Below are 21,973 nucleotides of genomic sequence, written 5' to 3' on the forward strand. Positions count from 1 at the left end.
GGACACTGGCTCTTCCAGGAGGTCCGGTTCGTTTATGCACTTCAGGGGCCTAACTGGATAGTCAAACACGTGGCATACCCTCTGTCCGGAGATGAGCTTGCCGGTCGTGGCACTCTTGGCAGCAAGCAATGGCGGGCGAGAGGAGACGAAGTGTCGGAGGCCAGTCCGCGCGGAACCTACTTGGTCATCACAGAGGCGCTACGGACGGCGGTAGAGCATGGCGAGATCGTTGACGCTCTCCCGTCCGAAGCCGACCTGATGCGGTCGCACGGGGTCTCCCGGAACACGATCCGGCGGGCGCTCAAGGTTCTTGAGGCGGAAGGCGTTCTGGAGTCCGCACCGGGCATCGGTTGGCGAGTTGCTCGCGGTGGCGACCGTCGGACGCTCGCCGAGCGCATGACCGACATGATCTCGGAGGACTCGTTGGCCATCGGAGACACGTTTCCGTCAGAGGCGAAGCTCTGCGAGCGCTTCGGGGTCTCACGTACGGCCGTTCGCCGGGCCATTGCCCAGATGGAGGGGACTGGGTTGCTTGACACCGTTCACGGCAAGGGGCGGACAGTACGCGCTCTCCCGTCAACCAGCGTTCGGTCGTAGCCTTGGCAGCCATGGGACTGACTGAGTGGGCGTACTCGCTCTCCGAATCGCTGCTGGCCGAACCGCTTCCACGCCGATGGACGCACTCACTCGGAGTGGCAAAGCGAGCCCGTTCCTTGGGCCCGATCCTCGGTAGCGATGCAGAGCTGCTGGAAGCTGCCGCGGTACTGCATGACATTGGGTACTCGCCCACGATTGCCACCACCGGATTTCACCCGCTGGACGGAGCCCGGTTTCTGCGCGACCAGGAACGAGCGGACGAGCGGGTGGTCCGCCTCGTCGCGCACCATTCCTGCGCGCTCTTGGAGGCCGAGGAGCGCGGATTGAGGGCGGACCTGGAGGGGGAGTTCGAGTTGGAACGTCCTGACCTCGTTGATGCCCTGCTCTACTGCGACATGACGACGACGCCGGACGGGACGGAGACCACGCCGGCCGAGCGGCTGGGGGAGATCGAGCACAGGTACGGCCCGGACACCATCGTGTGGCGGTTCATTCGGCGTGCAGCTCCCGAGATTCATGCGGCCGCGAATCGGGTGGAGGGTCGGTTGGCACGAGCCTCCGCCGGCGATTAGCCGATGTAGGGCTCTCGACGCGAGTCATCGAGGCCGTGCCGAATCCGAAGCATCATCGAGGGATGGATTTCGAGTCCATCGAGGTCCGTTGGGGAAACCCAGCGGACCTCTTTCGATTCGCTGCTAGTCCTAAGAGAGCCACCAACAGGGTGGGCTCGAAAGCAGATGGAGAATTGCTGCCGGACTTCGCCATCGTCGTACGCGAGTACGTGCTCGGGGTCCGTGTAGAGCCCGACGATGCTGTCCACCTCAACGTCTATGCCGGTCTCCTCCGAAACCTCCCGTACTGCGGTGTCAGCGATGCGTTCGCCGATGTCATGACCGCCTCCGGGCAGCGCCCACAGGTCGTTGTCGGTCTTGTGGATAAGCAGCAACCGCCCGGTGTCGTCCCGAACGACCGCAGTCACCGACGGGACGACGGAATTGGCCTTGGGTGCACTCGGGTCGCGGAAGTAGTCAATGCGGCTCATCAGTCCGTGCCTTCACAGTCTGCGGGTGAAGTGATTGGGCGGGCAGATTCCCATACTTTCTCGACGCTCTCAGCGTAAGAGTCGAAGAGTTCGCCTCCGGGCACACGACGCAGGTGCAGTACAGGGGCCATGTAGGCGCCCACGCCGTAGAGGTGTCCGTTCGTCAGCATTTCGTCATCGGCCCTGTAAATCGAGTTGTACAGGGTCGTGCTGTGCAGCCGGAACTCCACTCCAGGAAGGCCGAAGAGCGGGCCGTAGTTGACGAGGGCATTGCGGATCTTGCCCGCCATGGCCCCGCCGATCCCCTCGTCCTCTCCGCGCACGGCAACGGCCGGCGACGTGGGCTCTCCGAGCATGAGGCGGATCGGCACACCATCGGCCGACTTCTCCTTCACGATGCGGTGGAACGTGGCGTCTTCCGTGAGCCAGAACCCGGAGTACACCAATAGGTCGAACTGGCGAGTCGCTGTGGAGTAGAGCTTCGGCCAGAGGGTCTGCATCACGACGGAGCGGTGCGGATAGAGCCTGACGAGCTCTGCGTTGCCTGAGGCGGTGACCTCGGCTGACGTGCGTTCGTCCGGCCACAGGTACGAGACCTCGCACTTCAGGAGCGACGCCGTTGCGTACTGGAAGCGACGGTATGGCTTGCGTTCTGGCTCGTTGATCCAGCGCTCGACCGTCTTGGATGCCACGCCCAACCGCTCGGCTACCTCATCGAGGCTGAGGCCAAGATCCACGATCGCGCCGCGCAGCCGCTCGTTCGCCACGGCCAACCTCCGTCTCTCTGGGACGACTTGGTACGACTTCACGCTAACCGAGAACGACTTGAGCCGTACACCTGCGGAGTCGAGCGTCGCCCCGGCCGCGGCCAGTCTGTAGGTACATCGAGCACGAGGGCTCGCGGAACTCAAAAAGTCGAAGGACTTGACGACGCGAACCTCCCTCTGCATGATGAGGAACACGTAATACATGTTCCTCTCGTTCGGATCGGTTCATCGAGCGAGTGGAAGTGGTTTGACCTGCAAGATCGGGCGTTGAGTCCTCGGATTCGGCGCCAAGGGGCCCGGGACAGATCGGGCCGAGGGCACCCGGCCCTTGTCATCGGGATGGCTTAGGTCGAAAGACCACGTCTCCATACGCCTACAACGTGGCCATGCCGCGCTACCTGATACGGGCGCGGCACCCGCGAAGGAGACACCGCACCACCTCAGCTTTCGCCGCCTCGTGCGGCGGCCGGCTGCCCGATCCGCATCTCCCGAAGGTGCGGTGAGGGGGAGCCGCGAACGCTCCGCTCATCCCGGTTGGCGTCGTCTCACCAACGCCTGCGCCCGCCGGTCTTCCAGTCCCTCCTTCCTTTCCAGGAGTCGGCCATGACCGAACGCATCATCCCCGTGGACAACTTCGGCCCGATCGCGCTCGACCTGACGATGAACGCCGGCAGCATCCGCCTCGCCGTCGACCCGACGCTCAAGCAAGCCCGCATCGTCCTGACCACCGAGGCCACCTCCGGCCCGTCCGCCGACGCCGTCCGCGACACCGTCATCCGGCAGAGTGGCCAGCGCGTCACGGTCCGCGTGCCGGACGTCGAGGGCTCCGGTGGCGGTCAGACCACGATCCAGGTGGGCGGCAACACGATGACCTTCTCCGGCGGCAACGGCGTCTCGTTCGTGGGCGGCAACGTCTACGTCTCCGGCAACCGCGGCGGCCGGGTCTTCATCAACGGCCGCGAGGTCACCGCAGACAGCGCGGGCGACGCCTCCGCGGCGACACCGATCACGGCGACCGTCTACCTGCCCGCCCGGTCCGAGGCGCAGATCAGCACGCACTCTGCGGACACCGTGGTCACGGGCGAGCTGGCCCGGCTTGACTACGACGGCTACTCCGGCACGGTCACCGCCGAGCGGGTCGGCGACCTGGACGCCGGCATGACCTCCGGCAGCGTCCGGATCGGCGAGGTGACCGGCACGCTCGCCGCGAACCTGACCTCCGGGAACTTCACGGTCGGCGCCTACAGCGGCACCGACGCCCGGCTGACGATGACCTCCGGCAACGTCCGGATGGCCGCCACCCCGCAGTCCACCGGGCGCCTCGCGGTCGGCATCACCTCCGGCAACGCCTCCATCACGGGCGCCGGTCACCTGAACGTCCGCCGCCGCGTGACCAGCGGCAGCCTCCACATCAGCTAGTCCCGCGCTCGCCCGTCACGGACCTACCTTCCGGCCCCGCCCGTGCGCGGGGCCGGAACGAGGAGAGCTGATCATGTCTCAGACCTGCGTGTTCTGTGCCATCGCAGCGGGCAAGGCCCCGGCGACCGTTGTGCGCGAGTGGGACGACGTCCTCGCGATCCGCCCGCGCGGCGGGGTGAACGAGGGCCACGTCCTGGTCATCCCGCGCGAGCATGTCGCGGACGCGGGTGTCGACCCTGCGGTGTCGGCCCGCTCGATGGCGTGCGCGGCCGAGCTGATGGCCGAGTGCCCGAACGCGAACATCATCACGTCCAAGGGTGCCGAGGCGACCCAGACCGTCTACCACCTGCACATTCACGTCGTGCCCCGCAGCACGGGCGACGACCTGCCGTTGCCCTGGACCCCGCAGCAGACCGAGGAGGGCCGGTGAGCGGCAAGCTCTCAGTCGTCCACGCCCGCGAGCCGATCCCGTCCGAGGGGCCGAAGGTCTTCCTTGCCGGGCCCACCCCGCGCGCCGGAGGCGACGTCGAATCCTGGCGCCCCTCCGCCGTCGCGGAACTGGCCGCCCGCTGGACCGGCCCGCACCCGTTGACCGTGCTCACCCCCGAATCCAGGGGCGGGAAGCGGGCCGAGCACTACGACGACCAGGTGGGCTGGGAGACCGACGCTCGCACCGCCGCCGACGCCATCCTGTTCTGGATTCCGCGCGACCTGCGCTCCCTGCCGGGCTTCACCACCAACGTGGAATTCGGGCTGGACGTCGCCACCGGCCGGGCGGTGCTGGGCTGCCCGCCCGACTGCCCCAACCCCGAGCGCAACCGCTACCTGATCTACGTCGCCCGGCGCCACGGCGTCCCCGTGCTCGACACGCTCGCCGACACAGTCACGGCCGCCCTGTACCTCATCGCGGCCCGCTAGGCCGCCACACCGCCCCTAGCTGGGGCGCTCACCTCGCCGCGCTCGCGGCGGAGGTCCGGAACGGGTGCCGTCTCACCACAGCCTGCGCCCGTCCGGCTTCTCCAGTCCCTCCCATCAGGAGTTTCGCCATGAAGTCTTTCGTCGGTACGCACCAGGTCGTCTCCGCTGACGACTACATCGAACTCGCCCTCGGCACCCCGGTCGACCTGTGGCTCGGGGTGGAGGGCGAGAGCGCCGAGGAGCGCGCGGCCCGCCAGGACGCGGCGCGCGACATCCTCGCCGACAACCCGCACCTGGTCGACGACGCGATCCGCCTCGCCGCCGACGCGCTCGACACGTACGTGCCGGAGCCGGGCAACGTCCTCCCGCTGAACCGCCCCGTCGCCCGCCGCCGCACCCGCAAGGGGGTCGCCGCATGAGCGCCCCGGAGACCATCGAGCGTCCGGCGGTTCCGCCACTGACGCGCCCGGAATTGGGCCTGGCCGGAGTCGGCGCCGTATTCGCGGCCGGCGTCGGCTCGCTCGGCTTCCTCGCCTCCTTCGACGCCGTGTCCTCTGCCGCGCTGCGGTGGGGGTTCGAGCAGCCGTGGATGCTGCCGGTCGGCATCGACGTGGCCATCCCGGTGTTCACCGTCGCCAACCTGCTCCTGATTCGTATGGACATGGCGCTCGCGTGGGTGCGCTGTGTGCCCTGGCTGCTCACCCTGGTGACCTGCGGTCTGAACGTCGCTGCCGGACACGGGATGTGGGCCAAGCTGGCGCACGGCACGATGCCGCTGCTGTGGGTGGTCTTTTCCGAGATCGGCGCCCACATCTACGCCGTCCGCATCGGCGCGGTGACCGGCCGCCGGATGGACAAGATCCGGTGGACGCGGTGGCTGCTCGCCCCCTGGCCCACCTTCACGCTGTGGCGCCGGATGACGCTGTGGGAGATCACCTCCTACGCCGACGCGCTCGCCCGTGAGCGGGAGCGGCAGTTGGCCCGCGCGGACCTGCGCGAGCAGCACGGTCGTCGCTGGCGTTCGAAGACGCCACGACGGGCGCGGGTCCTGCTCAAGCTGGGTGATCTCGCCCCGGCCGGTGAGGAGCCTTTGGCCCCGCCGGTCGAGGAGAAGCCCGCCCCGGTCAAGGAGCAGGCGCCCAAGCCGCCGCGGAAGCGGACGGGCAAGGCCAAGGCGCCCAAGGCGTCGAGGACCCCGGCCGAACTGCTCACCGAGGCGCGGGAAACCACCGCCGAGTGGGCGGACGGCGCGATCAACGCGGAAGCGCTCCGCACCGCACTGCACTGCTCGGCCGCGAACTCCCGCGAACTGCGCGACCAGTTGCTGAGCGAGCGCGCCAACCGCCCGCTGCACGCCGTCGAGACGGCCGGGGAGGTGGCGGCATGAGCACCCTGTTAGGCGTTCTCGCCGTCTCCGGTCCGCTGGCCGTCGGATGGGCGGTGCATGTGCGCTGGCTCGGCCGGCGCCTGCACGTCGCCCGCCGTGACCCGCTCACCGGGCTGCGTACCCGCGACGCCTTCACCCGCCGCGCCACGGCCCTGCTCAAGGACCCGCGCGCGGTCGTGGTGCTGGCCGACGTGGACCGGTTCAAGCAGATCAACGACACCTACGGCCACGCCGCCGGGGATGTCCTGCTGAAGGCCACCGCCGACCGGCTCACCCGCCACGTGGGCCGCAAGGGGGTGGCAGGCCGGCTCGGGGGCGATGAGTTCGCTGCCGTCCTCATTGACGAGCACGGCGTCGCCGCCGACCTGCTCGCCCTGCTGCACGGCATCCTCGCCCGCCCCGTCGACGGCCAGAACCCCGACGTGCACACCACCGTCTCGCTCGGCTGGGTCCGCGCCGCCGACTTCCCCACGGACGACCTGTCCGGTCTGCTGCGGCGGGCCGATGAGTCCATGTACGCGGCCAAGCAGGCGCGCACCGGCCTCAAGCGGGCCGGGCTCGGCAGGCTCTTCGCCACGGTCGCCGGGCGCCGCTCCGGACGCCGCGGCGCCCGTACCGCCCCGCCCTCGATCGGGGTCGCGGCATGACGGGGCTGCGGATCGGCTCGGTGTGCACCGGATACGGCGGCCTGGACACGGCCGTCCAGGAGGTGTTCGGCGGCACGCTCGCCTGGGTCGCGGACAACGACCCCGGCGCCGCCCGCATCCTCGCCCACCACCACCCCGAGGTGCCCAACCTCGGGGACATCACCGCCGTCGACTGGCACGACGTCGAACCGGTGGACATCTACATCGGCGGCTATCCGTGCCAGCCGTTCTCCCTGGCCGGCGAGCTGAAAGGAACCGCTGATGAGCGGCACCTCTGGCCGTACATTGCCCGTGCCCTTCGGGTACTTCGACCCCGCATCGCGGTCTTTGAGAACGTCGCGAACCACCTTCGACTCGGCTTCGACACTGTCCTCTGCGACCTTGCCGGCCTCGGGCTCGATGCGGACTGGGACGTTGTACGCGCGGACGAGGTCGGCGCTCCGCACGAGCGGCGCCGCCTCATCGTCCTCGCCACAGCTCCCGACGCCCTGCGCGAGGGACTGGAAGGGCGAGGGATACGAGGGGCAGCTTCCCAACTCGGTAGCGCTGCTGAAGACCCCCACGGCACAACTGGCGGTCAACGGCGGATCGCAGCATCCCGACAAGCGGCGGTCTGGCGGGCACGGCCCGACGCTGGCCGACGAGGCCGAATGGCTGCTGCCCACCCCGACCGCGACGGACACGATCCGCAGCGCTGGGGCCGATACGCCCCGGCCATCGCGCGGTGGGAGGCGGTCACGGGCCGCCGTGCCCCCTGGGCAACTGACGATCGCGGACGCCTGAGCCCCGCATTCGTCGAATGGATGATGGGCCTGCCCGCAGGCCACGTCGCCGCCGTTCCCGAACTGACCCGCACCCAGCAGCTCAAAGCGCTCGGCAACGGCGTGGTGCCCGCGCAGGCCGCCGCCGCGCTGCGTCTGCTGTCGGCGCGCGCCGGTTCCTTCGAGCAAAGGAGCGCGGCATGAAGTCCCAACCGATCGTTGGCACCGCCGTCTTCAGCCCGGTGATGGAGGCGGCCGGCTACCGCTGCCAGTGCAGCGGGCAGTGCGGCAACCCGCACGCCAAGGGCGAGGGGCGCTGCCTGCACGAGCACGACGGCTACACCAGCAAGCACGGGCACCGGGTGCGGCTGATGGCCGCCCCGGTCGACCCGCTCGCCTCGCCGGTGACGGCCGCCTCGCTGCCCGCCGCCGAGCTGGTCGCGTGGTGCCCGGACTGCCACACCGCCGCCGCCCGCCGCGCGCGCCGCACGGCCGCCGCCCCGGCTGCCGAGGCGCCGGGCCTGTTCGACCTGTAACCGCCCGTCCCCGACTCGTACGTGTGCCACGGGCCCGGTCGCCCACCTCTCACAGCGACGACCGGGCCCGCGATCCCTCACACCCGGAAGCGGAAGGAAGTTCAGTGAATCACCCCGACGAGAACCACGAGTTCTTCGAGCACCTCGAAGCCGAGATGAACGCCGACCCCGGCGGCGAGGTAGTCGACCTCGACAAGGCGCGCAGCGCTCGTGCCGGGTCGGCCGACCGTGCGGCGGTCGAGTCGCCCGACTCTGTGGTCGACGAGTCGGCCGTCTCCACCGCCGTTGAGTCGGCCGACGAGGACGACGAGGAGTCGCCCGACTCGGCACCGGCGAAGTTGGTCGACCCGCCCAACCTCCCCAAGCCGGGAATCACCACCTTCAAGCGCAAGCCGATCCTGCCGTCGTGGCTGACGTCCAAGCCGGGCTTTGTGTCCACGGTGCAGCGCGCGAGCGGCAATGCCCTGTACGCCACGGTGTTCCACGGCATCCGCACCCCCTGGTACGCGCTGCGCCTGTCCATGGACGCTCCGCGGGGTGCGGCCCGGCTGGTCTCGCAGACCAACCGGTGGGTGTGGGACGCCGAAGCGGCCCCGCTGCGCGCCTACGAGGTGGAGCACGAGAACACCGGCGAGTACCTGAAGCTGTCCCGCCAGCGCGATAGGCGGGTACGGCTGCGGATGCTGGTCATGGCGCTGGCCGGGCTCATCGGGGTGCCGCTGGCGCTGGCCGCCTACGTGCTGGCGCCCGGCATGCTGGTGCTGTTCGCGTCGGCCGCCGTGCTGGTGGCCGGGTTCAAGGGCGGCACCGTCGACGAGCCGGTGATCAGCCGCGCGGTCCTGAAGACCGAGCTGCAGAAGCTGACGCACCCGATCGTGCTGCGCGCCCTGGACAACATCGGCAACGCCAAGCTGACCGCCGCCATCAAGAAGGGCGGCGACATGAACGGCATGCGCTTCACCTCCGAGGTCACCCGCGACGGCCCCGGCTACCGCGCCGACCTCGACCTTCCCTGGGGTGTCACGCCGGAGGACATCATGGAGTCCCGCAAGGCGCTGGCTTCGGGTCTGCGGCGCAAGGTCGGCTGCGTGTGGCCGTCGGCCGACCCGGACGAGCACGAGGGCCGGCTGATCCTGTGGGTCGGGGACAAGCCGATGAACGAGACCACCAAACCGGCCTGGCCGCTGCTGAAGTCGGGCAGCGTCGACCTGTTCAAGCCGGTCGTGTTCGGCAACGACCAGCGCATGGGGGATGTGGACGTCACCCTCATGTTCGCCTCGGTCGTGGTCGGTTCGATCCCGCGCATGGGCAAGACGTTCTTGATGCGGCTGTTCCTGCTCATCGCCGCACTCGACCCGCGCGCGGAGGTCCACGCGTTCGACTTCAAGGGCACCGGCGACTTCGGGGCCCTGGAGCCGATCTGCCACCGCTACCGGGCCGGCGACGAGGACGAGGACATCGAATACGTCCTGCACGCCCTGCGCGAGCTGCGCCAGGAGCTGCGGCGCCGCGCGAAGGTCATCAAGTCGCTGCCGCGTTCGCGCTGCCCGGAGTCCAAGGTCACCCCGGAACTCGCGAACGACAAGACGCTCGGGCTGCACCCGATCGTCGCCGGGTTCGATGAGTGCCAGGTCCCGTTCGAGCACGAGAAGTACGGGAAGGAGATCGAGGAAATCGCCACTGACCTGGGCAAGCGCGGTCCCGCGCTCGGGATGACGATGCTGTTCGGCACCCAGCGCCCGGATGCGCAGTCGCTGCCCACCGGCATCAGTGCGAACGCCGTGCTGCGGTTCTGCCTCAAGGTCATGGGCCAGCCCGCCAACGACATGGTGCTGGGCACCTCGATGTACAAGGCTGGATACCGGGCGACGATGTTCTCCCGCACCGACCGGGGCATCTGCTGGATGGCCGGCGAGGGCGACGACCCGCGCATCGTGGCCTCCGCGTTCGTCGACGCCGTCGGCGCCGAGCAGGTCGTGGCCCGCGCGCGGAAGATGCGCGAGGAGTACGGCAACGTCACCGGCCACGCCATCGGCCAGCAGCCCGAGACCGAGACCGCTGGGTTCGACCTGCTCGCCGACGTGTTGAACGTCGTCGCGGTCGACGAGGAGAAGGTGTGGAACGAGAAGGTCGCCACCCGCCTCGCCAACCTCCGCCCCGAGGTCTACAGCGGCTGGAAGGCCGAGACGGTCGCCAAGAACCTGCGCCCGCACGGCGTCAGCGCGCTCGATGTCTGGGGCACCACGGACAAGGGCAAGGGCACCACCCGGCGCGGCATCGCCCGCGCCGACGTCCTCAAGGCCGTCGCGGAGCGTGACGAAAAGTAGTCCCGAGAGGGGCGCGCACCGCTGCTAGGTCTAGCACCCCCGCGCTGCTAGACCTAGCAGCCCCGCTAGCACCCCATTCCCCGTCTGATCAGGGAACTCGCATCTAGCACCTCACCTGCGGGAATCCCCGAAAACCTGCCCGGAGGGCATCCCATGACACCCCTGCTCGCTGCTAGCGCCTGCCTACTCGTCGTCACGCTCGGTTACGTCGCAGTGTGTGCGGGCAGCCCGTACGGCGACTGCCGCCGCTGCCACGGCATGGGCCACGCCATCAAGACCGACCGCAAGGGCCGCCCCAAGCGCGGCAAGACCTGCCGCCGCTGCCACGGCCACGGCAAACGGATACGCGTCGGCCGCCACCTGTTCAACCTCTGGCTGCGCATCTACCGCGACGGCCAGCACCAGACCCCCACCACACCCGCCCACCCGTTCGCGAAGAAGGGATGACCCATGGCCGTCACGTTCTCGCTCGTCGCCCTGTTCGGACTGGTCCTGTTCCTCCTGCTGCGCTCCCGCTCGCTCGGCTACGGCAGCGCGTTCGTCGCCACCGGCTTCGGCTTCTTCCTCGCCTCCACCGGTGCCGCAGGCCCCATCAACCAACTCGCCACCGCCGTCATCGACGCGTTCCAGCAACTGTGAGGAGGACCGACGCCATGCCCCAGCACCCGACCCTGATGGCCGCCGGAGAGCTGCGGACCGCACTGGAAGCGCACGCCCGCGGCGACGTCCCCGCCACCATCACCGCGCTCATGAGCATCGACACCGGCTCCTGGACCGCCATCCGCGACCGTCTCGCCGAGTTCGGCGGCACGCTGCCCGAACTCCTGGCCACCGTCGACCGGGAGCGGTCATGAACGGCGACCTCATCGCCGCCGCCGCGCTCGCCACCCCGGCCGCCCTGTTCGCCGCGATCACCTTCACCGGCCACGCCCGTGCCCGCCGCGCCGACGACACACTCACCGCTGCTCTGGCGGCCACCACGGCGCCGGACGGGCCGGGCGGGCCCGGCGAGCCGCACCCCGCGCCGGAGGACGAGAGCGGATCCGGGGCGGCCGTCATCGTCTTTCCCCAGCACCGAACCCGCACCACCCCGACTATCCCGAACACCGTTGAGGGGAACGCCGCGTGAGCGCGGTCCTCCCAGCCTCATCCGGAACGCGGTGCCGTCTCACCACAAGCCTGCACCCCGCCCCCGGTCCTCCCAGTCCCTCCATGTGATCAGGAGAACCAAGAACATGACCACAACCGCCATACCCGGCCCGGACGTACGGGAGCTGCGCTCGTTCAGCTTCGGCGGCGGCTGGCAGTCCACCGCCGCACTCGTCCTCGCCGCCCGCGGTGAACTCGACTACCGCACCTTCCTGATGGCCAACGTCGGCGACGACTCCGAACACCCCGGCACGATCCGCTACGTCGACGAGTACGCCCGCCCCTTCGCCGAGGACCACGGCATAGAACTCGTGCTGCTTGATCGGGTCATGAAGCGCACCGGGGAAGTCCGCACTCTGTATCAGGACCTCACCCGGCCCGGCTCGCGCTCGCTGAAGATCCCGGTACGGATGTCGAACGGGGCCCCCGGCACCCGTTCCTGCACGGCCAGCTTCAAAATCAAGGTCATCGCGGACGAACTCAAGCGCCGCGGTGCCAGCGCCGAACATCCGGCCACAGTCGGGATCGGCATCAGCCTCGACGAGATCGGCCGGGCCAACAACCGACGCTGTGAACCTCACGAGCGCATCGAATACCCGCTGCTGGAACGCGGCATCCGGCGCATCGACTGTGCCCGCATCATCCGCAGCGCGGGCCTGCCCGTGCCGCCCAAGTCTTCCTGCTGGTTCTGCCCGTTCCACCGGCCCGAAGCCTGGCAGGAGATGCGCCGCAGCGAGCCGGAGCTGTTCGAGAAGGCGTGCCAGCTCGAAGACCTGCTCAACGAGCGCCGCGACATGCTCGGCAAGGACCACGTCTACCTGACCCGGTTCGCCCGCCCGTTGCGCAAGGCGATCCCGGACGGCGTGGACGTCCTGCCGTTCGACGAGTTCGACACCGGCTGTGACTCCGGCTGGTGCATGACCTGAACAACGCCCGAGGCGGGGTGCCGTCTCACCACAAGCCTGCACCCCGCCCCGGATCTCCAGTCCCTCCAAGAGAGCAGGAGAACCCCCAGCATGACCCATCCGACCCCCCTGCGGCGAGACGGCCTCCGGCCACCTGGGCCCGCACTGCTGTCCACCGCGCTGACGCTCGCCGCCAAGGGCGCACCCGTGTTGCCCCTGCGGTCCGGGAAGGTGCCGTTCGGTAACTGCCCGGACTGCGCGCACAACGCGTGCGGCGGACGGCCCCACATGAAGACGCCGGGCCCCTGCTGGTGCCCCGCCCCCTGCCACGGGTGGGCCGCGGCTACCGCCGAGCCGGACACGCTCACCTCTGCCGCTTGGTCGACCGCGTGGCGCAGGGCGGTGGCTGTGGCCTACCACCCGGCCGGCGCCGGTCTCACGGTTGTCGACCTTGACGACGCGGCGGCCATCGCGTGGGCCAGGCTGAATCTGCCTGCCACCCGCACTGTCACCACGACGCGCGGTGAGCACTGGCTGTACCTCGGGACGATGCATTCGGCCAACGCGGTGCGGCCCGGCGTCGACATCAAGTCCGCTATGGCCTACGCCCGTTGGCTCGGCCCCGGCACCGGCACCATGACCGGTCTGCCGGACGCCGTGCGCTCCCTGACCGTCCGAGAGGAAGAGGCCACCCGGCTCGGCGCGGTGGCCTCTTCCAGCGCCTCTCACGCGCTGTGGAAGCGGGAGGTGGCCCACGGCTGCCGTCACACCGAGGGCTACGTCCGTACCGGTCTGGAACGCGGTCTGGCCCTGATCGCCGAGCATCCCGATTCCGGCGCCGGAACACAGGCGTTCGCGGTCGGTCGGTTCCTCGCCCGGCAGCACGCGCAGTGCCCCGGCCCGTGCGGACTGGACGCTCTCGCCGAGCAGGTCGTGACGGCCGCCGTCGTGGTCGGCGTCCCCGAGCCGTACGCGCGCCGCGCCGTCACCAACGGCCTGAACCTCACCGCGTCCACCGCGGCGTGACCCCCGTACGCACCACCACGGAAAGGAGGGGCCTTGCATGAACGCCGAAGAACTGCCCGCGCCCTCCAACCCCATGGCCGTCGCCCGCCGCATCCTGCCGGACTGGCAGAACGAGGACGGACAGATGGTGTGCCGGCGCTGGCGAGGCTCATGGATGCAGTGGAGCCGCACGCACTGGCGCGAGATCGACGAGGAGCAGATCCGCGCGGGCATGTACGAACGCCTGGAACACGCGGTCTTTCTCGTGCCCGGCAAGGGTGACCAGATGGAGCCGCGCGAGTGGGCCCCGACGAAGCCGAAGATCAGCAACCTGTTGGACGCACTCGGCTCCATCACCCTGCTGCCCGCCGACGTCGACGCTCCCGCCTGGCTGGACCGCGGCGGCGAGGACACGAGCGAGTGGGGTCCCATCGTGGCGTGCACGAACGGACTGTTGCGCATCCGGGACCGGGAACTACTGACCCACACCCCGGACTTCTTCAACCACGTCTCCGTCCCGTTCGCCTACGACCCGGAGGCCACCGCACCGGAGTGGCACCGCTTCCTCGCCGACATCTGGCCCGATGCCCCGGACGCCATCGCGGCGCTTCAGGAGTGGTTCGGCTACGTCCTGTCCGGCCGCACCGACCAGCAAAAGATCCTGCTCATGGTCGGCCCGTCCCGCTCCGGCAAGGGCACCATCGCCCGCGTCATGAAAGAGCTGGTCGGCAAGAACAACCTCGCCGGCCCCACTCTCGCCGGGCTCGGTACCAACTTCGGGATGGCCACACTGATCGGCAAGCCGCTCGCGGTCATCTCCGATGCCCGCCTGTCCGGCAATGACAGTCAAGTTGTGGAGCGGCTGCTGACCATCTCCGGTGAGGACACCATCGACATCGACCGCAAGTTCCGGCAGCAGTGGACGGGGAAGCTGCCTACTCGGCTGATGATGCTGTCCAACGAGCTGCCGAACTTCGGAGACTCCTCCGGCGTCATCGCCCGACGCTTCATCGTCCTCAACTTCACGCGTTCCTGGCTCGGTCAGGAAGACTCCACTCTCCTGGACCGGCTCGTTGCGGAACTGCCCGGCATTCTCAACTGGGCCCTGGACGGGCTCGCGCGCCTCCAGCGCACGCGCAGGATCACCGAGCCGACGGCCAGCCGGGATGCGGTCACCACCATGCAGGACACCGCGTCGCCGACGACCGCGTTCATCCGTGAGCGCTGCGCCACGGGATCGGCCTGCACGATCCCCGTCGACAACCTGTGGGCGATCTGGCGCGAGTGGGCCGAGGACAACGGCGTGAAGCCCGGCAGCAAACAGGTCTTCGGCCGCGATCTCCAATCCGCCATCCCTCAACTGGCCGTCAGCCGGCCCCGCGAGGGCGAGACCCGCGTGCGCATCTACACCGGCATCACGGTCCGGCCCGTGCCCGGAGCCACCGAGTAACGCCCGCAATCGCCAGGACCGCGGACCATCGCGGACCACACCATCTGACCTGCACCTTTTCCCGACCCCGATTGCGGACCATCGCGGACCACGCCTCCAAGAGTGGTCCGCGATGGTCCGCACAACACCCCCTGCAAAACCGCAGGTCAAACAGGGTGGTCCGCGATGGTCCGCGGTCCACAGCATTGTGCCGCCAGTTTTCCCCGCCACTCCCGACGCTTCCCCGAGGAGCCACGGAATGTCTCACCAACCCCTGCTCGAACACCAGAAGTGCGCCTGGTCGACCGGGCCCCAAGCCAAGTCACGGAGCGGACTGTCCGACTCGACCCACAAGAGGAGCGCGCAATGACGACGGCTCTGCCGAGGTCGCGAGAAGACAAGCTCACGCTCGCGGAGATCTGCGAAGACCTGACGATCTCGCGCTCCACCTTCTACGACTGGCGCGCCAAGGGGCGCGCGCCGCGTTGCATCAAGCTGCCCAACGGTGACCTCCGGATCAGGCGCAGCGACTACGAGAACTGGCTCGATGACCGGGAGGACTGCGCCTGATGGAGGGCACTTACAACGTCAAGATCTGGAAGATCGGGACCCGGAAGCAGGCTCGCGGCACCACCTACACGGTCCGGTGGACCGTGGACGGTAGGGAATGGCGGGCGCCGTTCAAGACCCGCGCACTCGCCGACGCCTTCCGCTCCGAGCTGGTCGGCGCCACGCGTCGTGGCGAGGCGTTCAGCCTTACCACGGGCCGCCCGGTCTCCCACCGGTCCGGCGCGAGCGACGTCAACTGGTACGACTTCGCTGTGCAGTTCGCCGATGCGCAGTGGGTACGCACGGGTGGCAACAACCGCAAGAACGTGGCGAAGGCGCTCACCACAACCACGGTCGCGCTGCTGCGAACGTCGCCGACGAACTTCAAGCCGGTGGACGTACGGACCGCCCTACGGGAGTTCGCGTTCAACACCCGGCGCCGGGAAGAGGCCCCGTCGGCCGTGGCGGCCATCCTCAAATGGGTGCAGCGGAACACGCTCTCCATGGCCGCGTGGGAGGACCCCGCCAAGGTGGCCGAGGTGCTTCAAGCGCTCTCCCTGAAACTCGATGGCAGCACGGCCGCGGCAAGCTCGGTCAAGCGCCACCGACGGATCCTGAACGTCGTCATGGAGTACGCCGTGACGCATCAAGTCCTCAAGGCGAACCCCCTGCCCAAGGGGAAGGGGACCGCGCCGAAGACGTCGACCACTGTCGACAAACGATCGCTGCTCAACCCCACGCAAGCGGCGCGCCTGCTCGGCTGGGTGCGGCAGCGACCACGTGGCGGCCAACGGCTCCATTCCTTCTTCGCCACGATGTACTACGCGGGGGCCCGGCCCGAGGAAGTCATCGCGATGCACGTCTACGACGTCCACCTGCCGGATCGGAGCGCCGAGGACCAGTGGTGCGAGCTGGTGTTCCACACGGCTCAGCCCGAGGTCGGGAAGAACTGGACGGACAACGGTGAGATCCACGAACGACGTGGGCTCAAGGGCCGCGCTCGGGACGACACTCGTGTCGTTCCTGGCCATTCCTCGCTGACGCGCATCCTGCGTGAGCACATCGCGGCGAGTGAGCTGAAGCCCGGCGACCTTCTGTTCCCTGGCGAGAAGGGCGAGATGCTCGCAGGCTCGGTCATTCGACGCGCGTGGCGTACGGCACGTGAGAAGCAACTCACCCCCGAGGAGTTCTCCTCACCGCTCGGGAGGCGCGTGTACGACCTGCGGCACACCTGCCTGACGAACTGGCTCAACGACGGCATCCCGCCCGCGCAGGTAGCTGAGTGGGCAGGCAATAGCGTGCCCGTGCTGCTCACCACATACGCGCGGTGCATCTCTGGGCAGCTCTCGGACCTCAAGAAGCGCATCGAGGCGAGAGGAGACCTCCCGGAGCTGTCGGACACGGCCTGACAGCCGGACAGCGCAGGGCCCTCCCCACGGTCGCCAGGGGAGGGCCCTGCGCTTCACTGTATTGATTGCCGGTAACTGCCTAGTGGAGCAAGCTCGAAGGGAGATCCGTACTTGATGAATCAGTCGCCTGCCACGCTCGGCGCGTCCAAGGCTGCGCGAGCCTTGGTTGTGAATCCCTCAAGATGCACGTAGCTGTCGACGAGATTCTCATGAGCCCGGATTACATAGGGGCTCGTCTCGGCGTCGCTGAGGTTCAGTCGGTATGTGACGGATTCGAGAGTCAAATCCGCAAGGCTTACGGCATGCATCACGACGTTGTCGATCTTGCGGGCGAGCTCGGCGACCTCTTCTGGCCCTTCCACGGCGACCACGGAACGTGCAGTGCGGATCGGTGGCCAAAGTTCTGATAGTTGTTGCAAGACGGCGGTGAAAGCCGCCAAATCGCGCTCGTCTCGCGGTGTATCGCCCCAGACCTCGTGAGCTTGTATCCACTCCTCAAGCGCCCGCTGAAACTCGGCCACAGAGGCGATGAACGTGCTGTACACCTCACGTCGGCCCTCGCGGCGCCACTGGCCGTGTTGATTCTGTCTCTGTAGGCGACCTGTCAGGAATGCGGCCCCCAACGTCCCGCCGGCCCCCAGGACGCCGCCGACGGCGGCCCCGGCAAGTGCTGCAATCCCTGAGTCCATCCTTGCATTCTGGCGCGACACACCCACCGCGCATCACCGGTGTCACCGAACTTGTAAGGCAGACCGCCGACCGTGACCGTCATGCGCCGATCGTCCTCTGCTGTCGGCATAGGGGTGCCGGGTGGACAACAGCATGCCGGTGCCGCCGCCTAACCGTTCCACGTGGCGCATCCCAGGGCAGACTCGTGTCTGGAAGCGCCACCGTGTATCCACCGTGGCCACCCGCAAGAACCCGGTGACAGCCGGACAGCGCCGGATCTTCCCCACGGTCGCCAGGGGAGGGTCCGGCGCTGCCGTGTGTTCAAGAAGACCTGCTCTGACCAGCAGAAAGGCCCTACCGAAGTAGGGCCTAAGAGAGGCGCCCCCGGCAGGACTCGAACCTGCGGCCAAGCGCTTAGAAGGCGCCTGCTCTATCCACTGAGCTACGGGGGCCGGTGTGTGGCCGGTGGCTTGGTCGGGCGGATGTGGGTGATCCGTGACCTTGCCGGGGACAAGGATAGGGCTCCCGGGTCCCTGTCCCTGCTGCTTCGCCTCCGCGGCACGATGTGGAGGTTCGGTGAAGCGGTCCCGATAATCGCAGGTAGGTACGAATCCTGCAGCGCTTTTGGCGTCATACGCCTCGGGTGTTGTGCACTCGTTATGCCTGCGCCCCCAGTCGCCCCTTCCGTCCCGCTGTGTGCTTCCTGTGCCTTATCGCGTGACTTATCGGCACGCAGACGTGGTCATATGCTTCATAAAGCAGCCAAAATTGGGCATTCTTCACGTGTGGTGACCTTGGACGTTCGGCCTCAGCTGCTCGACGCAATTACCGCGCTGCGCGACCGTGTCGCCGCCGCGCGCTTTCCGCTCCCGCTCGCGGGGGCTCCACGCGCGCGTGCCAACCGCGGCGAACTGCTCGCACAGCTCGACGACTATTTGGTGCCCCGCCTGCGGGCTCCCGAAGCGCCTTTGCTCGCCGTGGTGGGCGGATCGACCGGCGCCGGCAAGTCGACCCTGGTGAACTCCCTGGTGGGGCGGGTCGTGAGCGAGGCCGGGGTACTGCGGCCGACCACGCGTACGCCCGTCCTCGTCTGCCACCCGGACGACCACCACTGGTTCTCCGGGATGCGGGTACTGCCCGACCTCACGCGCGTATGGGTGCCCAAGCAGGCGGACGGGGGCCTGGATGCGGAAGGTGAGGAGGAGGACGATCTCGAGGGCGTGCCCGATGTCGAGGTGCGGGTGTTGCGCGTGGAGACCTCCGGGGTCCTGCCGCGCGGGCTCGCCCTGCTCGACGCCCCCGACATCGACTCCCTCGTCGCCGAGAACCGCACGCTCGCCGCACGGCTGATCAGCGCCGCCGACGTGTGGGTGATGGTCACCACCGCCTCCCGTTACGCCGACGCGGTGCCCTGGCGGCTGCTGCGTACCGCCAAGGAGTACGACGCGTCGCTCGTCACCGTGCTCGATCGGGTGCCCCACCAGGTCGTCACCGAGGTCTCCCGGCAGTACGGCGCGCTGCTCGCCAAGGCCGGGCTCGGCGAGGTGCCGCGGTTCACGGTGCCGGAGCTGCCGGAGTCGACCGGCAACGGCGGGCTGCTGCCCGCGACCGCCGTCGCCCCGCTCCGCGCCTGGCTCACCCATCGCGCCCAGGACCCCGAGGCGCGCGCCCGCGCCATGGCCCGCACCGCCCGCGGAACGCTCGACTCGCTGCGTGCCCGGATGCCCGAACTGGCCTCGGCCGTCGCAGCCCAGCACTCCGCCATGGTCCGGCTCACCTCCGCCGTCGAGGACGCGTACGAGAGCGAGCACGCGCGCGTACTGGAGCGTTTGCGCAAGGGCGGTGTCCTCTCGGGGAACGCGTTGAAGCACTGGCGCAGTTACCCGGCGGACTGTGCGGCGGGCAAGCTGCTTGATGCTCTCGTGGAGAGCCTCGGTTCGTTGCTGGCGTGTGCGGTGACCGCCGCCGACGAGCGGGTGGAGGAGGCCTGGCGTCGGGAGCCGGGCGCGCGGGCCCCCGAGCTGCGTAGGCAGGAGACCGAGTCCGAGACCGCCGAGCAGCGGATCGGTCTCGCCGTACGACGCTGGCGGCGGGTGCTCGAGGAGTACGCAGAGGACGAGGTACGGGTCGCCGCCCAGGCGATGGACGCATCGCCGCCCGACGCCGAGGCCGTCGCGGCGCTTGTCGCCACCGGCCTGCTCGGTGGGCGCCGGGGCAAGGCCGCCGGCGAGAACCTGGCCGAGCGGATCGGCGCCCAGGCCGCCCTGCGGCTGCGGGACCGAGGCGGGCAGCTCCTGAACGAGTACCTGGACACCGTCATCGGCGCGGAGCGTGAGCGCCGGCTCGCGCCCCTCGACGCGCTCGACATCACACCCGAATCCCAGGCCGAGTTGATCGCGGCCCTTTCGCTGCTTCAGAAGGAGAGGTGAGGGCGCTGACCGCCGTCACGGGCAACACCGGCTCCACAGGCCGCACCGACCCCACGGGCCACGCCGCTTCGACCGATCGCACCGATCCCACCGATCCCACCGATCCCACCGGTACCACCCGTCGTATCGACCCCACGGACGACTCCGATCTGACCGACCTCGCGGACAACCTCGGGGACGCGGCGTCCGAAGAGGCCGCGGCGTCCGAAGAGGCCACGGCGTCCGCGGGCGCCGACGGCGGTGCTTCGCGCGCCTCCGGGGGAGCCGATCGGCGTACGGGAGCCACCCCCTGGGACGACGGGCTCATCGCGCGGCGCGTCGCCAAGCAGGGCGGTGAGGTGGCGGTGCCGGCCGGACCGGGGACGTATGACGGGCAGTTGAAGCAGCGGCTCGACGCGCTGCGCGAGCTCGTCGGGCTCTCGCGCACCCGGCTCGACGGGGCGACCCTCGCCGAGGCCGGACAGGTGCTCGACGAGGCCGCGGCCCGGCGGCGGCTCTCCTCGCGCCACACGGTCGTCGCGATCGCGGGAGCCACGGGCAGTGGCAAGTCGACGCTGTTCAACGCCCTCGCGGGGCTGCCCCTTTCGGAGACCGGGCTGCGCAGGCCCACCACCTCCGCGCCGATCGCGTGCAGCTGGACGGACGGGGCCGCAGGGCTGCTCGACCGGCTCGGGATTCCGGGGCGGTCGCGGCGGCGGCCCGTGCAGGGGCAGCAGGGCGAGGCGCCGCTGGACGGGCTGGTCCTCGTCGACCTCCCCGATCACGACTCCGCCGCGACCGAGCACCGCGAGCAGGTCGACCGGGTGCTCGGCCTGGTCGACGCCGTCGTGTGGGTCGTCGACCCGGAGAAGTACGCCGACGCCATGCTCCACGAGCGGTATCTGCGGCCCATGGCGGGGCACGCGGAGGTGATGTTCGTCGTGCTCAACCAGATCGACCGGCTGCCCGGCGACGCCGTCGAGCAGGTCCTGGACGACCTGCGGCGACTGCTCGACGAGGACGGCATCGCGCTCGGCGAGCACGGGGAACCCGGCGCCACGGTGCTCCCGCTCTCCGCCCTCACCGGTGAGGGCGTGGACGAACTGCGCGACTGCCTCGACCAGGTGACCAGCGAACACCGGGCCGCCGCGCGCCGGATCGGCGCCGACGTCGACGCCGCCGCCGATCACCTGAAGCCGGTGTACGCGGCCGGGCGGCAGAGCGGGCTGAGCGAGGAGGCCCGCGAGGAGTTCGCGGACCGGCTCGCCGAGGCCGTCGGCGCGGCGGCCGCGGGCCAGGCGGCCGAACGGGAGTGGAGCCGGGGCGCGAACCGGGCCTGCGGCACGCCGTGGCTCAGGCTCTGGCGCTGGTATGAGGAGCGGCGCGCGGCAGGATCGCCCGTCACCGCCCCCGTGGTCGCGGCCGACGAGGAGGAGGTCACGGCCCGGCAGCGCGTCGAGCACGCGGTGCGGGTGGTCGGCGACGCCGCCGCGACCGGGCTGCCCGAGGCGTGGGGGCAGGCCGTGCGGGAGGCCGCGACGCGGGGCGGGGAGGGCTTGCCCGAGGCGCTCGACGAGCTGGCCTCCGATGCCGCCGCCGACCAGCTGAAGCCGGAGTACGGGGCCGGACGGCCGCCCAGGCCCGGCTGGTGGCCGGTCGCGGTGTTCGCCCAGGTGGGCATGACGCTGCTGCAGGTCCTGGGTGTGCTGTGGCTGTTCGGGCAGGTCGTCGGGGTCTTCTCGTCGAACCTCGGCGTGCCGCTGCTGCTGATGCTGGCCGGGATCGTGGGCGGGCCGTGCGTGGAGTGGTCCTGCCGGATGGCGGCGAAGGGGCCCGCGCGCCGGTACGGGCAGGAGGCCGAGCGGCGGCTCAGGGGCGCGGCCGCGGCCTGTGGCAGGGCGCGGGTGCTCGATCCGGTCGCGGCGGAGCTGCTGCGGTACCGGGAGGTGCGGGAGCAGTACGTACGGGTGACGGGGATTTCCACAACCCGCGGGTAGGGCACAGGCGTCGGCGGGGATCGCGGCGCGGGGGCAATCTGTGATCGCGGCT

General features: G+C 69.6%; 25 protein-coding genes and 1 tRNA gene. 22 read left to right on the plus strand and 4 right to left on the minus strand.

Translation table 11 applies throughout. The annotated features are described in order from the left end of the window. Positions 1 to 150: 150 nt before the first annotated feature. A complete protein-coding gene (locus ACY34M_RS01550; protein ID WP_462723903.1) occupies positions 151 to 597 on the plus strand; it encodes a winged helix-turn-helix domain-containing protein in 447 nt (148 codons plus the stop codon). 11 nt (positions 598 to 608) lie between these two features. Next, entirely contained in the window at positions 609 to 1,169 is a 561-nt protein-coding gene (locus ACY34M_RS01555) for an HD domain-containing protein (protein ID WP_462723902.1), read from the plus strand. Here ACY34M_RS01555 and ACY34M_RS01560 read toward each other — a convergent pair. Together ACY34M_RS01560 and ACY34M_RS01565 are read right to left on the minus strand one after the other, a co-directional pair. Beyond that, complete coding sequence (locus tag ACY34M_RS01560; protein ID WP_462723901.1) at positions 1,166 to 1,639, minus strand: NUDIX domain-containing protein; 474 nt, start codon at positions 1,637 to 1,639, stop codon at positions 1,166 to 1,168. The two genes, ACY34M_RS01555 and ACY34M_RS01560, sit on opposite strands and share 4 nt — an antisense overlap. Further along, positions 1,639 to 2,406 (minus strand): helix-turn-helix domain-containing protein, encoded by a 768-nt coding sequence (locus ACY34M_RS01565; protein WP_462723900.1) that lies wholly within the window; start codon positions 2,404 to 2,406, stop codon positions 1,639 to 1,641. The genes ACY34M_RS01560 and ACY34M_RS01565 overlap by 1 nt, the downstream gene beginning before the upstream one ends. Positions 2,407 to 3,009: 603 nt before the next feature. On the opposite strand from ACY34M_RS01565, the gene ACY34M_RS01570 reads away from it, so the two are divergent. The 18 genes from ACY34M_RS01570 to ACY34M_RS01655 all read left to right on the plus strand — a co-directional run bounded on the left by ACY34M_RS01570 (position 3,010) and on the right by ACY34M_RS01655 (position 16,847). Beyond that, positions 3,010 to 3,825 (plus strand): DUF4097 family beta strand repeat-containing protein, encoded by an 816-nt coding sequence (locus ACY34M_RS01570; protein WP_462723899.1) that lies wholly within the window; start codon positions 3,010 to 3,012, stop codon positions 3,823 to 3,825. 73 nt (positions 3,826 to 3,898) lie between these two features. Next, positions 3,899 to 4,255 (plus strand): HIT family protein, encoded by a 357-nt coding sequence (locus ACY34M_RS01575; RefSeq protein WP_462723898.1) that lies wholly within the window; start codon positions 3,899 to 3,901, stop codon positions 4,253 to 4,255. Beyond that, the gene (locus ACY34M_RS01580) at positions 4,252 to 4,743 is read left to right on the plus strand and encodes a nucleoside 2-deoxyribosyltransferase domain-containing protein (protein ID WP_462723897.1); all 492 of its coding nucleotides are present in this window, start codon (positions 4,252 to 4,254) and stop codon (positions 4,741 to 4,743) included. Before ACY34M_RS01575 ends, ACY34M_RS01580 begins: the two co-directional genes overlap by 4 nt. Positions 4,744 to 4,871: 128 nt before the next feature. Beyond that, a complete protein-coding gene (locus ACY34M_RS01585; protein ID WP_462723896.1) occupies positions 4,872 to 5,162 on the plus strand; it encodes a hypothetical protein in 291 nt (96 codons plus the stop codon). After that, complete coding sequence (locus ACY34M_RS01590) at positions 5,159 to 6,130, plus strand: DUF2637 domain-containing protein (protein WP_462723895.1); 972 nt, start codon at positions 5,159 to 5,161, stop codon at positions 6,128 to 6,130. Before ACY34M_RS01585 ends, ACY34M_RS01590 begins: the two co-directional genes overlap by 4 nt. Next, positions 6,127 to 6,777, plus strand: a complete 651-nt coding sequence (locus ACY34M_RS01595) for a GGDEF domain-containing protein (RefSeq protein WP_462723894.1) — start codon at positions 6,127 to 6,129, stop codon at positions 6,775 to 6,777. The genes ACY34M_RS01590 and ACY34M_RS01595 overlap by 4 nt, the downstream gene beginning before the upstream one ends. Next, positions 6,774 to 7,742 (plus strand): DNA cytosine methyltransferase, encoded by a 969-nt coding sequence (locus ACY34M_RS01600; RefSeq protein WP_462723893.1) that lies wholly within the window; start codon positions 6,774 to 6,776, stop codon positions 7,740 to 7,742. The genes ACY34M_RS01595 and ACY34M_RS01600 overlap by 4 nt, the downstream gene beginning before the upstream one ends. Then, positions 7,739 to 8,074, plus strand: a complete 336-nt coding sequence (locus tag ACY34M_RS01605; RefSeq protein ID WP_462723892.1) for a hypothetical protein — start codon at positions 7,739 to 7,741, stop codon at positions 8,072 to 8,074. Before ACY34M_RS01600 ends, ACY34M_RS01605 begins: the two co-directional genes overlap by 4 nt. A 104-nt stretch (positions 8,075 to 8,178) precedes the next feature. Continuing rightward, complete coding sequence (locus ACY34M_RS01610; protein ID WP_462723891.1) at positions 8,179 to 10,401, plus strand: cell division protein FtsK; 2,223 nt, start codon at positions 8,179 to 8,181, stop codon at positions 10,399 to 10,401. Positions 10,402 to 10,554: 153 nt separating this feature from the next. After that, the gene (locus ACY34M_RS01615; protein ID WP_462723890.1) at positions 10,555 to 10,848 is read left to right on the plus strand and encodes a hypothetical protein; all 294 of its coding nucleotides are present in this window, start codon (positions 10,555 to 10,557) and stop codon (positions 10,846 to 10,848) included. A 3-nt stretch (positions 10,849 to 10,851) separates the two neighbouring features. Then, positions 10,852 to 11,040, plus strand: a complete 189-nt coding sequence (locus tag ACY34M_RS01620) for a hypothetical protein (RefSeq protein WP_462723889.1) — start codon at positions 10,852 to 10,854, stop codon at positions 11,038 to 11,040. A 14-nt stretch (positions 11,041 to 11,054) separates the two neighbouring features. Continuing rightward, the gene (locus tag ACY34M_RS01625) at positions 11,055 to 11,255 is read left to right on the plus strand and encodes a hypothetical protein (RefSeq protein ID WP_462723888.1); all 201 of its coding nucleotides are present in this window, start codon (positions 11,055 to 11,057) and stop codon (positions 11,253 to 11,255) included. Continuing rightward, the gene (locus ACY34M_RS01630; RefSeq protein WP_462723887.1) at positions 11,252 to 11,530 is read left to right on the plus strand and encodes a hypothetical protein; all 279 of its coding nucleotides are present in this window, start codon (positions 11,252 to 11,254) and stop codon (positions 11,528 to 11,530) included. Before ACY34M_RS01625 ends, ACY34M_RS01630 begins: the two co-directional genes overlap by 4 nt. A gap of 106 nt (positions 11,531 to 11,636) precedes the next feature. Continuing rightward, a complete protein-coding gene (locus tag ACY34M_RS01635) occupies positions 11,637 to 12,476 on the plus strand; it encodes a phosphoadenosine phosphosulfate reductase (RefSeq protein ID WP_462723886.1) in 840 nt (279 codons plus the stop codon). A gap of 90 nt (positions 12,477 to 12,566) precedes the next feature. Continuing rightward, complete coding sequence (locus ACY34M_RS01640) at positions 12,567 to 13,481, plus strand: bifunctional DNA primase/polymerase (RefSeq protein ID WP_462723885.1); 915 nt, start codon at positions 12,567 to 12,569, stop codon at positions 13,479 to 13,481. A 37-nt stretch (positions 13,482 to 13,518) separates the two neighbouring features. Further along, positions 13,519 to 14,910 carry a DNA primase family protein gene (locus ACY34M_RS01645; protein ID WP_462723884.1) on the plus strand — a complete coding sequence of 464 codons (1,392 nt, stop codon included), beginning with the start codon at positions 13,519 to 13,521 and terminating at the stop codon, positions 14,908 to 14,910. Between the two features lie 345 nt (positions 14,911 to 15,255). Further along, entirely contained in the window at positions 15,256 to 15,459 is a 204-nt protein-coding gene (locus ACY34M_RS01650) for a helix-turn-helix transcriptional regulator (protein WP_462723883.1), read from the plus strand. Beyond that, the gene (locus ACY34M_RS01655) at positions 15,459 to 16,847 is read left to right on the plus strand and encodes a tyrosine-type recombinase/integrase (RefSeq protein WP_462723882.1); all 1,389 of its coding nucleotides are present in this window, start codon (positions 15,459 to 15,461) and stop codon (positions 16,845 to 16,847) included. The genes ACY34M_RS01650 and ACY34M_RS01655 overlap by 1 nt, the downstream gene beginning before the upstream one ends. A gap of 119 nt (positions 16,848 to 16,966) precedes the next feature. Here ACY34M_RS01655 and ACY34M_RS01660 read toward each other — a convergent pair whose 3' ends face one another. Continuing rightward, entirely contained in the window at positions 16,967 to 17,536 is a 570-nt protein-coding gene (locus tag ACY34M_RS01660; protein WP_462723881.1) for a hypothetical protein, read from the minus strand. Between the two features lie 359 nt (positions 17,537 to 17,895). Beyond that, a tRNA-Arg gene (locus ACY34M_RS01665) sits at positions 17,896 to 17,968 on the minus strand. 333 nt (positions 17,969 to 18,301) lie between these two features. On the opposite strand from ACY34M_RS01665, the gene ACY34M_RS01670 reads away from it, so the two are divergent. Together ACY34M_RS01670 and ACY34M_RS01675 are read left to right on the plus strand one after the other, a co-directional pair. After that, entirely contained in the window at positions 18,302 to 19,945 is a 1,644-nt protein-coding gene (locus ACY34M_RS01670; protein ID WP_462717215.1) for a dynamin family protein, read from the plus strand. A 5-nt stretch (positions 19,946 to 19,950) separates the two neighbouring features. Next, complete coding sequence (locus ACY34M_RS01675) at positions 19,951 to 21,921, plus strand: YfjP family GTPase (protein ID WP_462717704.1); 1,971 nt, start codon at positions 19,951 to 19,953, stop codon at positions 21,919 to 21,921. Positions 21,922 to 21,973: the final 52 nt, after the last annotated feature.

Source organism: Streptomyces sp. EDA2-14 (assembly GCF_054963755.1).

Excerpts from the sequence above, each read along its gene's own strand:
- ACY34M_RS01555 (WP_462723902.1), top strand. The coding sequence starts at position 609 with ATGGGACTGACTGAGTGGGCGTACTCGCTCTCCGAATCGCTGCTGGCC.
- ACY34M_RS01560 (WP_462723901.1), bottom strand. The coding sequence starts at position 1,639 with ATGAGCCGCATTGACTACTTCCGCGACCCGAGTGCACCCAAGGCCAAT.
- ACY34M_RS01570 (WP_462723899.1), top strand. The coding sequence starts at position 3,010 with ATGACCGAACGCATCATCCCCGTGGACAACTTCGGCCCGATCGCGCTC.
- ACY34M_RS01575 (WP_462723898.1), top strand. The coding sequence starts at position 3,899 with ATGTCTCAGACCTGCGTGTTCTGTGCCATCGCAGCGGGCAAGGCCCCG.
- ACY34M_RS01585 (WP_462723896.1), top strand. The coding sequence starts at position 4,872 with ATGAAGTCTTTCGTCGGTACGCACCAGGTCGTCTCCGCTGACGACTAC.
- ACY34M_RS01590 (WP_462723895.1), top strand. The coding sequence starts at position 5,159 with ATGAGCGCCCCGGAGACCATCGAGCGTCCGGCGGTTCCGCCACTGACG.
- ACY34M_RS01595 (WP_462723894.1), top strand. The coding sequence starts at position 6,127 with ATGAGCACCCTGTTAGGCGTTCTCGCCGTCTCCGGTCCGCTGGCCGTC.
- ACY34M_RS01600 (WP_462723893.1), top strand. The coding sequence starts at position 6,774 with ATGACGGGGCTGCGGATCGGCTCGGTGTGCACCGGATACGGCGGCCTG.
- ACY34M_RS01605 (WP_462723892.1), top strand. The coding sequence starts at position 7,739 with ATGAAGTCCCAACCGATCGTTGGCACCGCCGTCTTCAGCCCGGTGATG.
- ACY34M_RS01615 (WP_462723890.1), top strand. The coding sequence starts at position 10,555 with ATGACACCCCTGCTCGCTGCTAGCGCCTGCCTACTCGTCGTCACGCTC.
- ACY34M_RS01620 (WP_462723889.1), top strand. The coding sequence starts at position 10,852 with ATGGCCGTCACGTTCTCGCTCGTCGCCCTGTTCGGACTGGTCCTGTTC.
- ACY34M_RS01625 (WP_462723888.1), top strand. The coding sequence starts at position 11,055 with ATGCCCCAGCACCCGACCCTGATGGCCGCCGGAGAGCTGCGGACCGCA.
- ACY34M_RS01630 (WP_462723887.1), top strand. The coding sequence starts at position 11,252 with ATGAACGGCGACCTCATCGCCGCCGCCGCGCTCGCCACCCCGGCCGCC.
- ACY34M_RS01635 (WP_462723886.1), top strand. The coding sequence starts at position 11,637 with ATGACCACAACCGCCATACCCGGCCCGGACGTACGGGAGCTGCGCTCG.
- ACY34M_RS01640 (WP_462723885.1), top strand. The coding sequence starts at position 12,567 with ATGACCCATCCGACCCCCCTGCGGCGAGACGGCCTCCGGCCACCTGGG.
- ACY34M_RS01645 (WP_462723884.1), top strand. The coding sequence starts at position 13,519 with ATGAACGCCGAAGAACTGCCCGCGCCCTCCAACCCCATGGCCGTCGCC.
- ACY34M_RS01650 (WP_462723883.1), top strand. The coding sequence starts at position 15,256 with ATGACGACGGCTCTGCCGAGGTCGCGAGAAGACAAGCTCACGCTCGCG.
- ACY34M_RS01655 (WP_462723882.1), top strand. The coding sequence starts at position 15,459 with ATGGAGGGCACTTACAACGTCAAGATCTGGAAGATCGGGACCCGGAAG.
- ACY34M_RS01660 (WP_462723881.1), bottom strand. The coding sequence starts at position 17,536 with ATGGACTCAGGGATTGCAGCACTTGCCGGGGCCGCCGTCGGCGGCGTC.